This is a genomic window from Inhella inkyongensis, from assembly GCF_005952805.1.
In the GTDB taxonomy this organism is placed as follows: domain Bacteria; phylum Pseudomonadota; class Gammaproteobacteria; order Burkholderiales; family Burkholderiaceae_C; genus Inhella; species Inhella inkyongensis.
Genome location: NZ_CP040709.1, coordinates 2,756,217 through 2,767,639, shown reverse-complemented (window position 1 = coordinate 2,767,639; position 11,423 = coordinate 2,756,217). Strand labels below are relative to the sequence as shown.

General features: G+C 65.9%; 14 protein-coding genes. 6 read left to right on the top strand and 8 right to left on the bottom strand.

Going from position 1 to position 11,423, the window contains the following annotated elements:
• Positions 1-83 precede the first annotated feature (83 nt).
• The 5 genes from FF090_RS13080 (at position 84) to FF090_RS13060 (ending at position 3,918) form a co-directional block, all read left to right on the top strand.
• Positions 84-725, top strand: coding sequence for an energy transducer TonB (locus tag FF090_RS13080; RefSeq protein WP_138857143.1), 642 nt, complete (start codon positions 84-86; stop codon positions 723-725).
• Between the two features lie 97 nt (positions 726-822).
• Positions 823-1,650, top strand: a complete 828-nt coding sequence (locus tag FF090_RS13075) for a MotA/TolQ/ExbB proton channel family protein (protein WP_138857142.1) — start codon at positions 823-825, stop codon at positions 1,648-1,650.
• A gap of 27 nt (positions 1,651-1,677) precedes the next feature.
• On the top strand, positions 1,678-2,103 hold the full coding sequence (locus FF090_RS13070) for an ExbD/TolR family protein (RefSeq protein WP_138857141.1): 426 nt from the start codon (positions 1,678-1,680) through the stop codon (positions 2,101-2,103).
• A gap of 18 nt (positions 2,104-2,121) precedes the next feature.
• Positions 2,122-2,550: an ExbD/TolR family protein gene (locus FF090_RS13065; protein WP_138857140.1), complete on the top strand. Its 429-nt coding sequence runs from the start codon at positions 2,122-2,124 to the stop codon at positions 2,548-2,550.
• 120 nt (positions 2,551-2,670) lie between these two features.
• The gene (locus tag FF090_RS13060; RefSeq protein WP_138857139.1) at positions 2,671-3,918 is read left to right on the top strand and encodes a hypothetical protein; all 1,248 of its coding nucleotides are present in this window, start codon (positions 2,671-2,673) and stop codon (positions 3,916-3,918) included.
• 131 nt (positions 3,919-4,049) lie between these two features.
• Here FF090_RS13060 and FF090_RS13055 read toward each other — a convergent pair whose 3' ends face one another.
• The 8 genes from FF090_RS13055 to FF090_RS13020 all read right to left on the bottom strand — a co-directional run bounded on the left by FF090_RS13055 (position 4,050) and on the right by FF090_RS13020 (position 9,997).
• On the bottom strand, positions 4,050-5,171 hold the full coding sequence (locus FF090_RS13055) for a trypsin-like serine protease (RefSeq protein ID WP_138857138.1): 1,122 nt from the start codon (positions 5,169-5,171) through the stop codon (positions 4,050-4,052).
• Between the two features lie 168 nt (positions 5,172-5,339).
• On the bottom strand, positions 5,340-6,098 hold the full coding sequence (locus FF090_RS13050; RefSeq protein WP_138857137.1) for a 3-hydroxyacyl-CoA dehydrogenase: 759 nt from the start codon (positions 6,096-6,098) through the stop codon (positions 5,340-5,342).
• A 76-nt stretch (positions 6,099-6,174) separates the two neighbouring features.
• The gene (adk, locus tag FF090_RS13045) at positions 6,175-6,831 is read right to left on the bottom strand and encodes an adenylate kinase (protein WP_138857136.1); all 657 of its coding nucleotides are present in this window, start codon (positions 6,829-6,831) and stop codon (positions 6,175-6,177) included.
• 87 nt (positions 6,832-6,918) lie between these two features.
• Positions 6,919-7,686: a 3-deoxy-manno-octulosonate cytidylyltransferase gene (gene kdsB / locus FF090_RS13040; RefSeq protein WP_138857135.1), complete on the bottom strand. Its 768-nt coding sequence runs from the start codon at positions 7,684-7,686 to the stop codon at positions 6,919-6,921.
• Between the two features lie 8 nt (positions 7,687-7,694).
• Entirely contained in the window at positions 7,695-7,889 is a 195-nt protein-coding gene (locus FF090_RS13035; RefSeq protein ID WP_138857134.1) for a Trm112 family protein, read from the bottom strand.
• Positions 7,822-8,919 (bottom strand): tetraacyldisaccharide 4'-kinase, encoded by a 1,098-nt coding sequence (gene lpxK, locus FF090_RS13030; protein ID WP_138857133.1) that lies wholly within the window; start codon positions 8,917-8,919, stop codon positions 7,822-7,824. The genes FF090_RS13035 and lpxK overlap by 68 nt, the downstream gene beginning before the upstream one ends.
• On the bottom strand, positions 8,919-9,338 hold the full coding sequence (locus tag FF090_RS13025; protein ID WP_138857132.1) for an ExbD/TolR family protein: 420 nt from the start codon (positions 9,336-9,338) through the stop codon (positions 8,919-8,921). The genes lpxK and FF090_RS13025 overlap by 1 nt, the downstream gene beginning before the upstream one ends.
• Positions 9,335-9,997 (bottom strand): MotA/TolQ/ExbB proton channel family protein, encoded by a 663-nt coding sequence (locus FF090_RS13020; RefSeq protein ID WP_138857131.1) that lies wholly within the window; start codon positions 9,995-9,997, stop codon positions 9,335-9,337. Before FF090_RS13020 ends, FF090_RS13025 begins: the two co-directional genes overlap by 4 nt.
• A 91-nt stretch (positions 9,998-10,088) precedes the next feature.
• Here FF090_RS13020 and xseA point away from each other — a divergent pair, with 91 nt between their 5' ends.
• On the top strand, positions 10,089-11,393 hold the full coding sequence (xseA, locus tag FF090_RS13015) for an exodeoxyribonuclease VII large subunit (RefSeq protein WP_138857130.1): 1,305 nt from the start codon (positions 10,089-10,091) through the stop codon (positions 11,391-11,393).
• The last annotated feature ends 30 nt before the right edge of the window (positions 11,394-11,423 follow it).

Here is an 11,423-nt window from a genome sequence, read left to right as displayed (position 1 = left end):
AAAGCGACCTGTCCGTTGGTGGGTGAATCGCGGGGCCCATCTGGGTCGCGTCTTTGCCTCTTGGCTGAATAGAAGGAGAGCGCATGAATTTTGCGCAGGAGAACCAAACCGGTTCGCGAATGACCAGCTTTGGCATCGTCGTGGCCATCCACGTTGCGATGATCTATGCGCTCGCGTCGGGCTTGGCCACCAAGGTGGTCGAGGCGGTCAAGGGGCCGATCGAGACCAAAGTGGTGAAAGAGCCGCCGCCGCCGCCGCCAGAGCCAGAAAAAATCGTTCCGCCGCCGCCCGATCTGAAGGCGCCGCCGCCGCCGTTCGTGCCGATCCCCGAAGTCTCGGTGCAGACTCCGCCGGCTCCGAATGCGATCGTGACCCAGTCGACCACGCCGCAACCGGTGGTGACCAAGCCTGAGCCCGCGCCCGCGCCCGCGCCGGTGGCTGCTCCGGCCCCGCGCCCCGAAAAGGTGTCGGCCGGCATGCTGTGCCCGACTCTGGTCAAGCCGGAGATGCCCGCGCTCTCGATCGAGGGTGTGGCGGAGATGAAGGTGTTGGGGACCGTCAAGGGTGGCCGCGTGGTTGCCATTGAGTTCACCAAGATGGCTGGTATCAGCGATCGTCGCGCGCAACGCTCGCTCAAGGGCGCCATCGAGGCGGCTCTGGGCCAGTACAAGTGCTCGTCGGATGGCATCTTTGAACAAGAGTTCATCTTCCGCATTGAAGGTTGAGGCGGCCTAGCCGCTGTTGTCCCGGGCGCTTCTATACGGCGCCCAATTTCCAGGCGCAACGTCCGCCATTCCGTTTTCGTACGTAGGAGTTTTCTCCATGCTTTCTCGCATTTCCGCCCTGTTCGCGGCTCTGGCTGTTGCCGCGAGCCTGGTTGCTGCCCCGGCTTTCGCCCAAGAAGCGGCTTCCGCCCCTGAGGCCGCTGCGCCCGTGACCGAAGCCGCGCCGGCTGCTGCCGCTGCCCCGGCCGCCACCGAAAAAGAGAACCCCTACGGCCTGATGGCCCTGGTCAAGCACGGCCACGCCGTGGACCAGGCCGTGCTGGTGCTGCTGGCCCTGATGTCGGCCGGTTCGTGGTTCATCATGTTCACCAAGCTGTGGGACACCCACAAGATCGGTTCCGAAGCCAAGGGCGTGCGCGCTTCTTTCTTCAAGAAGGCTTCGCTGGCTGACGGCGTCAAGTCCCTGCCCGAAGGCAGCGCCTTCCGTTACATCGCTCAGACCGCCGTGGAAGCCAGTGAGCACCACGAAGGCGCGCTGACCGAAAACATCGACCGCAACACCTGGGTCACGATGAACATCGAGCGTGCTGTGGCCGACGTCAACAGCAAGATGCAAGGTGGCCTGGGCTTCCTGGCTACCGTCGGTTCGACCAGCCCCTTCATCGGCCTGTTCGGTACCGTGTGGGGCATTCTGCAGGCCCTGACCGCCATCGGTGTGGCCGGCCAGGCTTCGATCGACAAGGTGGCCGGCCCCGTGGGCGCCGCGCTGATCATGACCGCCATCGGTCTGGGTGTGGCCGTGCCGGCCGTGCTGGGCTACAACTGGCTGGTCAACCGCAACAAGACCGTGATGGGTCAAGTGCGTGCCTTCGCTGCCGACCTGCATGGCGTGCTGATGGGCAGCCGTCAGATCGCCAAGCGCTAATCAGCGCTTAGGAATCGGAGACCCATCATGGGGATGAACGTCGGAAGTTCCGGCGGCGAAGACGAGGTGGTCTCGACCATCAACACCACGCCCCTCGTGGACGTGATGTTGGTGCTCTTGATCATCTTCTTGATCACCGTGCCGGTGGTTACGCAGTCGGTCGCCATCAGCCTGCCCAAGGAAACCAACGTCATTCGTCACACCAAGCCCGAGAACATCGAGCTGGCCGTGACGAAGGACGGCGATGTCTACTGGAACACCGCCCTGGTGCCCAGCACCGACGACTTGAAGGACCGTCTGCGCAAGATCGCCCAGATGACCCCTCAGCCCGAGGTGCACATCCGCGGTGACGACAAGGCGCGCTACGAGGCCGTTGGCAAGGTGATTTTTGCTGCCCAGCAGATCGGTATCCTGAAGCTCAGCTTCGTGACCGAGCCGCCGTCGCGCGAATGACGAGCTGAGGAGAGTCGTATGGGAATGAATGTTGGAAGCAGCTCGGGCGGCGACGAACCGGAAGTGATGATGGACGTCAACACCACGCCGTTGATCGACGTGATGTTGGTGCTCTTGGTGATGCTGATCATCACCATCCCGATTCAACTGCACGCAGTGAATCTGGACATGCCGGTGCCCAACCCGAATGCCACGCCGCCGCAGGATCCCAAGGTGGTTGAGATCTTCATCGATTTCGACGGCACCTTGTTCTGGAACGGTGAGCAGACTGAAAAGTCGGCACTCGAAGGCAAGATGATCGAAGCTGCGAAGGATCCCGAGCAGCCCGAGATCCACATCAAGCCGCACAAGCTGGTGGACTACGGCCATGTGGCCCATGTGATGGCCGGCGCCCAGCGCATCGGCCTGAAGAAGCTCGGCATGAAGGGTACGGAGCAGTTCCTCTGAACGGAGCGCCGTGACCGCAGCGCGTGGTCCAACCAAAGCGTGACAAGACCGCGTGACTAGACTGCGCTGCCCGTGTGAGACCACTCGCCGGGCAGCGTTTTTTGTTTCTGGAGTGAATACATGAAGCTGAACACCCTGGTGGCCTGCATGGTGGGCGTGATGGCTCTCAGCCTGGGCACGGGCAGTGAGGGTTCGCTGGGTTTTTCCAGCGCCGCTGCACAAGAGGCCGTGCGCCCCGAGATCGGCAAGCATCTGAAGGATGTGCAGGCCATGCTCAAGGCCGCCAAGTACCGCGAGGCGCTGGCCAAGCTGCGTGAGGCCGAGGCGGTCGGCGGTCGCACGGCGGGCGAAAACGTGCTGATCGAGCGCCTGCGTCTCGCGGCTGCTCAAGGCGCCGGTGACGGCGACAGCATGGTGCGCGCCTACGAGGCCCTGAAGGCCGCCGGCAAGGTCGGCGGTGGCGAGAACCTGCAGTATCTGGAAGCGATTGCCGGGACCTATTCGCGTGTGAACGAGAACGCCAAGGCCTTGACCTGGGCCAATCGCTACTTCAAGGAAGGCGGCAACAGCGCCGCCATGAAGGCCGTGGTTACGCGCTCGCAGTTCATGTCGGGTGATATGGGCGCGATCATCAAGGACACGGTGGCCGAGATCCATGCCGACGAAAAGGCTGGTCGCGCCCCTTCCAAAGAGAAACTGGGCCTGCTGATGAGCGCCGCTGAACGCGCCAAGGACAGCAACGCCTACAGCCTGGGCTTGGAAAAGCTGTTGCAGTACTACCCCGGAAAGGATGTCTGGGCGGCTGCCATTTCGGGCGCGCAGCAGAAGAAAGGCTTCTCAGATCGCTACGTGTTGGATCTGTTCCGTCTGCGCTTCCTGAGCGGCAATATGCGCGGCGAGGCCGACTACATGGACTATTCGCAGATGGCGGCGCAGGCTGGTTTTGCGGATGAGGGCCTCAAGGCCGTCGAGGCCGGTTATGCCGCCGGTGTGCTGGGTCAGGGCGCCAGCGCCGAGCGCCACAAGCGCTTGAAGGACTTCATGCTCAAGCGTGTGGCCGATGCGAAGGCCGGTTTCGCTGCTGCGGAAGCTGCCGCGAAAGATCCGCGCGATGGCAATGCGCTGATTCCCCTGGGCCTTGCTTTGGCTCAGCGGGGCGATGCCAAGGGCGGCGTGAAGCTGATCGAACTGGGCATCGAGAAGGGCAATCTGAAGAATGAAGACGCAGCCAAGCTGGCGCTGGGTCAGGCCCAGTTGTTGGCGGGCGAGATGTCCAAGGCGGTGGCGTCCTTCCGAGGCGTGAAGGGGACCGATGGTTCTGCCGAAGTCGCGCGACTCTTCAGCATCCATGCCCGCTCGAAGAAGTGACTCGCGCTTGAAAGACTGAACGCATAGGCGGCCCTGTGGGGCCGCCTTTTTGTTTGGCTGGAGCGCTGGAAAGGGTAAAAGAAAAGGGGGCCGCCATCTGGCGGCCCCCTTTTTCTATGGGTGCCTCGGGATCAGGCCTTCTTGCTACGACGCGCGAAGCCACCGGCCAGCAGGGCGGTGCCCACCAGGGCCAGCGAAACAGGCTCGGGCACCGAGTTCTTGCGGATGAAGTCCTCATGGATGCTCACGGGCACAAAGCCGTTGAGTTCGCCAAAGCTGCTGTTGGGGCCACGAACTTTGTCGACGTCGCCGAAGCCTGGGCCAAACGTGAGTCCGAACGAGGTGACAGACGCAATCTTGCCGTCGACGAACTGCGGGCCGCCGGAGTCGCCGCCAGCGGTCGAGACCTCGGTGGCGCCGCGGCCGGTATCGCAATACTTGGCGCTGGCCGCCAAGCCAATGCCGTCAGTGGCGACCAGGCAGTTCGCGTCGTTGTCGGCGGTACCGTTGTCGAAGTCGGCCAGGTAGGTGTAGGCAATCTGCTCGGCGGGTTGGCCGAGGATGGGCGACCAAATGCCTCCGAAATCGGCATCGCCAAGACGATAGTCGTAGCGGTTGTCGCCTTGGCGCAGGCGGCCGGTGCCGGCGTTCACGCCGGTGGCGCCGCCAACGGTCGAGCGGCCGCCGTAGCCGGCCACGTTGTAGTCCACACCCGTCAGGTCGGCAGTGTAGAGGTCGTAAGACTTCACCGAGGAATCGACGAACTGCGACAGGCGCAGGATGGCGATGTCGTTCTGATCGATCACATCACCCGTGTACTTTTCGTGCACGTTGTAGTGGCTGACCTGGTAGGAAAAGGTCGGAGCCGAGCTGACGATCGTGTCAGGGTTGTTGCCGGTGTAGAAGTGCACCGTGGTGCTCAGCGGGCGATCCGGCATGCCGTTGCTGACGCAGTGGGCGGCGGTCAGGATGGCGGCGCGGCTGGGCAGCAGGGTGCCCGAGCAGACGAAGGAGCCGGCCGAGCCGTAGTCCATCACCAAGTAGGCCACGCCGTTGTACTTGGGCATTTCAGCAAAGTACAGCGGGTTGCCGCCGGCGGCTGCCGTGGCGGTGGAGTTCTGACCGACGATGGTGTTGGCGGCGGTCCAGGTCATTTCGCCGAAGCTGCCGGTTTGCACGCGGGCGGGGCTGGCGTGGGCGGTCGAGCAAGCCAGCAAGGCGGCTCCGGCCAGGAGGGAGAGGCAATGTTTCATGGGAAGGGGCTTTGCACACGAGGATGGCCAGCGCAGGAGACCGGCCGAAAACTGCCGGCGCAGGTTACTGGCGGCCGCTCCGCGCTCCTTAAACGATTCCTAAATGAAAAAACGCCCAACCCCCCAAATGAGGGGTGGGCGTTTCTTGAGCGGGTTTACCCGCGGGGCTTACTTCGGTGCCAGGCGGATGGCGCCGTCGAGGCGGATCACTTCGCCATTCAGCATCTCATTGGTGACGATGGCCTTGACCAGCTTGGAATAGTCCTCGGGCGTGCCCAGGCGCGAGGGGAAGGGCACGTTGGCGGCCAAGGCGTCTTGCACTTCTTTGGGCATGCCGAACAGCATCGGGGTGCCGAAGATGCCCGGGGCGATGGTCATGTTGCGAATGCCATTGCGCGCCAGATCGCGGGCAATGGGCAGGGTCATGCCGACGATGCCGCCCTTGCTGGCCGCATAGGCGGCTTGGCCGATCTGGCCGTCATAGGCGGCCACCGAGGCGGTGCTGATCAGCACGCCGCGCTCGCCGGTGCTCTCGGGCTCGTTCTTGCTCATGGCGGCGGCGGCCACGCGGATCATGTTGAAGCTGCCGATCAGGTTCACACCGATGACCTTGCTGAACAGATCCAGCGAATGGCCACCTTCCTTGCCCACGGTGCGGGCGGCGGGCGCAATGCCGGCGCAGTTCACCAGGCCCATCAGCTTGCCTTGCGCGGTGGCGGCATTGACGACGGCCTCGGCATCGGCGGCATGGGTCACATCGCACTTGACGAAGATGCCGCCGAGTTCCTTGGCGATGGCTTCGCCGCGCTCCGCTTGCACATCAGCCAGCACGACCTTGGCGCCTTCGGCAGCGAGCATGCGGGCCGTGCCCTCGCCCAGGCCGGAAGCGGCGCCAGTGACGATGAAGACTTTTCCTTTGATGTCCATAAGACTCTCCTTTGTGGGGATAAAAATAAAGCTGGGTCGCTTGTGGCGACCCAGCTCGGGATGATTGGCCTTGGCTTCAGCCCTGCAGTGCGGCCAGCGCCTTGGCGGTGATTTGGTCGACCGAGCCCATGCCCTCGATGCGACGGTACTTGGGGGCCTGGGCGTCGCCGCCGGCGGCCCACTGCGAGTAGTAGTCGACCAGGGGGCGGGTCTGGGCGGAGTAGACGTCCAGGCGCTTGCGTACGGTCTCTTCCTTGTCGTCGTCGCGCTGCACCAGCTCTTCGCCGGTTTCGTCGTCCCGGCCTGCCACTTTGGGCGGGTTGAACTTGACGTGGTAGGTGCGGCCCGAGGCGGGGTGGGAGCGGCGGCCGCTCATGCGTTCGATGATGGCCTCGAAGGGCACATCAATCTCCAGCACATAGTCCAGCTTGACGCCGGCGGCCTTCATGGCGTCGGCCTGCGGGATGGTGCGCGGGAAGCCATCGAACAGGAAGCCTTGGGCGCAATCGGGCTGGCTGATGCGTTCCTTGACCAGGTTGATGATCAGCTCATCGCTGACCAGGCCACCGGACTTCATGACCGCGTCGGCTTGCAGGCCCAGCGGGGTGCCGGCCTTGACGGCGGCGCGCAGCATGTCGCCGGTGGAGATCTGCGGGATGCCAAATTGCTTGCAGATGAAGGCGGCTTGGGTGCCCTTGCCGGCGCCCGGGGCGCCCAAAAGAATCAGTCGCATGAGGATCCTGATGATGCGGGGTTGGCCCTTGTTGCACAGCAGCATTCAAGGGCGCGCGAGTATCGCATGGGGGGTCTTGCCTCCCGCTTACGGGGAAGCCCCCATGAGTGAGCGGACTCTTTCGAGGTCCTCAGGCGTATCCACCCCCGGGCCGGGCCGGGTGAGGCTGAGGTGCACGGCGATGCGCTCGCCATGCCAGAGCACGCGCAATTGCTCCAGACTTTCGATTTGTTCCAGCGGGCTGGCAGCCAGCTGCGGGAAGCGGCGCAGGAAGCCCGCGCGATAGGCATAGAGGCCGACATGCCGCAGCGCGCTGCCGGCCTGCGGCAGAGCCTGGGCCGGCGAGGGGGCCGGGGCATCACGCCACCAGGGGATCGGGGCGCGCGAAAAGTACAGGGCTCGCCCGGCGGCATCGCACACCAACTTGACGACGTTGGGGTTGCGGAATTCCTCCGCCGAATCGATGGCATGGGCCACGGTGGCGACCGCGCACTCGGGTTGCTGCGCCAGGGTGAGCGCACAGGCGCGGATCAGGGCCGGGTCGATCAGGGGCTCGTCGCCCTGCACATTGACCACCAACTCATCGCCATCCAGCCCCAGTTGCTCACAGGCCTCGGCCAGGCGGTCGGAGCCGCTCGGATGGTCGGCGCGCGTCATCAAGGCCTGCACACCGTGGGCCGCACAGGCCTGCGCCACCGGTTCGGAGTCGGTGGCCACGACCACCTGGGTGGCGCCGCTCTGGGCCGCGCGGCGTGCCACCTGGACCACCATGGGCAAACCGGCGATGGCGGCCAGCGGCTTGTTGGGCAATCGGGTGCTGGCCAGCCGGGCCGGAATCAAGACATGAAAGCGCATGGGCATCGTCAGCCGCGTTCGCTGGGCGGGCTCTCGGTCAGCGAGCGAGCCTCGCCTTCCAACATCACGGGGATGCCGTCGCGCACCGGGTAGGCGAGTTGGTCGGCCAGGCAGACCAATTCGGTCTGCCCGCCTTCATGGCTGAGTTGCAGCGGGCCCTTGCACAGGGGGCAGACCAGCAGTTCGATCAGGCGTGGGTCCATGGGGTGGGGGGCCGAGCAGGGCCTGCAGCTCGTGCAGCAGGGCTTCGGCAAAAGCGGGTTCGGGTTGCAAGTCTAGGGGCAGGACCCAGGCGCGTTGCCCTGGGGCCAGGCGCTCGGGGGGCAGTTTGACGGCGTCTTTTTCCGTCAGCAGTAGCTCATCGTCGGCCTGCCAGGGCAGGTGGTCGAAGCGGTGGTGATCGGGCAAGGGCAGGGCTTGGAAGTCCAGTCCGGCGGCCTGCAGCATGTCGAAGAAGGCCTGTGGCCGGGCCAGGCCGGCCACCGCCACCAGTCGCCGGCCGCGCAAGGACTCCAGGGCTTGCGGCGTCTGCGCCTGGTGGTTCCACCAACTGTCCAGCGACACGGCGCCGGCCAGCTGACGCTGAGCCACAAAACCGGGCAGGGCGGTGGACGGTTGGCCGTCTGTGTAGAGCACCAGATGGTTGGCGCGGCTGCCGGGGAGTGGCGGCAGCGCACGATCCTGGCGCAGCGGGCCGGCCGGCAGCAGCCAGCCATTGCCCAGGCCGCGGGCGTCGAACAGCCAAAGGCTCAGATCGCGGGCGAGTCCTGCGTGCTGCAAGCCATCGTCGCTGACGATCAGGTTCAAGTCGGGGTGAGCCGCCAGCAGGGCCGCGCAGGCCTCTCCGCGCGAAGCCGCCACAGCCAGCGGGGCGCCGCTTCGGCGCCAGATCAACAGGGGTTCGTCACCCAGTTGATGGGCATCGCTGTGGGCATGTGCCAGTTGCACGCCCTCACTGTGTCGCCCGTAGCCCCGCGAGACCACACCGGCGCGCCAGCCCCAGGCCTTGAGCAAGGCCAGCACCGCCAGCAGGGTGGGCGTCTTGCCGGCGCCGCCGACGATCCAGTTGCCCACCACCAGCACCGGCACGGGGGGGCGGTGAATGGCGCGGCGGCCGCTGGCGTGCCGGGCACGGTCCCAGCTTTGCAGGGCGCGGTAGACGGCCGTCAGGGGCCGGAGTGACCAGGCCAGCGGCCCGCGCCGCAGCCACTGGCGCTGCAGCCAGGCCGACATCAGCGGGGTGCGCTTTGTTGGGCGGCGAAGGCGAGTTTGGGAACGCCGGCGCGTTTGGCGGCGTCCAGCACATTCATCACCAGCTGGTGCGGTGCCAGCGCGTCTGCGGCCACCACCACCTGAGCGTCCTTGTGCTCGGCCACGGCGGCGCGCAGATGGGCTTCCAGCACCTCGACGCCGACACCGCCCAGGGTTACACCGTCAATCGCGTAACGACCATCGGGGCTGACGGCCACCACGATCTCGTGCGGGGACTGCTTGGGTGGTGAGACGCCAGCCTGCGGCAGCTGCACCTGCAGCGCCGTGTGGGGTGAGAAGGTGGTGCTGAGCATCAGGAAGATCAGCACCACCAGCAGCACGTCGATGAAGGGGATCAGATTGATCTCGGGTTCATCGCGATGGCGCACGCGGAACTTCATGCGGCACCCGGCGTGGCGGCTTGGCGGGCGGCGCGCATGGCCGCGTGGGTGTGGCGGGTCAGCTGGTGATAGAAGCGCTCGGCCGCTTGCTCAATTTCCATCTCGAAGTTCTCCACCAAGGCCCGGAAGTGGCGATGGCAGAGCAGGGCGGGGATGGCAACGATGAGACCGAAGGCGGTGTTGTAGAGAGCGATCGAGATGCCGTGTGCAAGCTGGGCCGGGTTGCCCGAGCCCGGGGCCTGACTGCCGAAGATCTCGATCATGCCGATCACCGTGCCCAGCAGACCCAGCAGCGGCGCGGCGGTGGCGATGGAACCCAGGGTGGTGAGGTAGCGCTCGAGCTGGCGCACACCCCGGCGTCCGGCGCGCTCGAACACCTCGCGCAGGTGCTGGTCGCTGATACGAGGCTCGTCGATGACGGCGCGCAGGCCTTCTGCCAGCACTTCGCCCAGCAGCGAGCTTTGATTCAGCTTGTCCACCACGTCGGCGCTGGGCATCTGCGCCGCATCGAACTGACGCAGATCGGCCAGCAGGGCCGGCGGCACGATGCGCTCGGCGCGCAGGCTGTAGAAGCGCTCGAAGATCAGCGCCAGGGCAATGAAGGAGCAGGCCACCAAGGGCCAGATGGGCCAGCCAGCGGCTTGTAAGATCGACAGCAAAAGGCACTCCTCGCGAGCAGGTGTCGAGGCCCACGCCCCGCAGCGGGCGCATTGTGCCGCTGCCAAAGCCGTCTCCCCGTCGCACCTCTCAATGACATTGCAACAAGCAGGCTCCGCCTGGGGCGTGGCCGCCCTGCTGGCCCATCTGTCGGACACGCTCACGCGTCAGCTGGGCGTCTGCACCGTGGAGGGCGAGATTGCCAGCTTCACTCGGGCCACCTCGGGGCATTGCTATTTCAGCCTGAAGGATGCCGAGGGTGCGCCCGCCTTGCTGAAGATGGCCCTGTTCCGGCGCGCTGCCATGCAGCTGCGCTTTGCGCCGCAGGAGGGGCAGCGGGTGCGGGTCACGGGCCGGCTGGCGCTGTACGAGCCGCGCGGCGAGCTGCAGTTCATTGCAGAGACCCTGGCGCCCGCTGGCGCCGGGGCGCTTTACGAGCAGTTTCTGCGGCTCAAGGCCCAGCTGGAGCGCGAGGGTTTGTTCGACCCTGCGGTCAAGCGCGGGCTGCCCGGTTTTGCCCGGCGCATCGGGGTCATCACCTCACTGGGCGGGGCGGCCTTGCACGATGTGTGCACCACGCTGGCCCGGCGCGCGCCGCATGTGGGCGTGATCATTTACCCCAGTCTGGTGCAGGGGGCCGAAGCGCCGGCCGCCTTGTGCGCCGCGCTGGAACAGGCGCGGCAGCGCAATGAAGTGGAAGTGCTGTTGCTGGTGCGCGGCGGCGGGTCGATGGAGGACTTGTGGGCCTTCAACGACCCCGAAGTGGTGCGCGCCGTGGCCCATACCCTGGTGCCCTTGATCAGTGGTGTGGGTCATGAAACCGATGTGACCCTCTGCGACCTGGCCGCCGACCTGCGTGCTGCCACTCCCACCGCAGCCGCTGAATTGGCGGCACCCGCGCGCGCCGACCGCTTGCGTGAGCTGCAGCGCTGGCAACAGCGGCTTAGCCAGCAAGTGGGGCGGCGCCTGGATTGGCAGGCCCAGCGGCTCGACCGTCTGGCCCTGCGCCTGGCGCGGCCGGCGCAGCGGCTGGAGCAGTCCCAGCGCCGTCTGGATTTGCTGCAGGCGCGGTTGCAGTCGGCGCTGCAGCGACGGGTGGATCAGCAGGGCCATGGCCTGCTGGATCTGCGGCGTGCCTTGGTCAGCCAGTTGCAGGCGCAGCTGCAAGTCAAGGTTCAGCGATTGGCGCGCGCCGAGGCACGGTTGGAGGCCTTGAACCCGCAGCGCGTGCTGGAGCGGGGCTTTGCCTGGCTCGAAGACGCGGCAGGTCAGGCCATGACAAGCGCCAGCCAGTTGCAGCAGGGCCAGGCCCTGCGCGCCCGCCTGGCCGATGGATCGGCCGATCTGAGGGTCGAGGGGGTGACCCCACGGCCCAAGGGACAGCGCCCGCATTCCTAGAATGCCGCTTTCGCAAAATTCCTCACACCC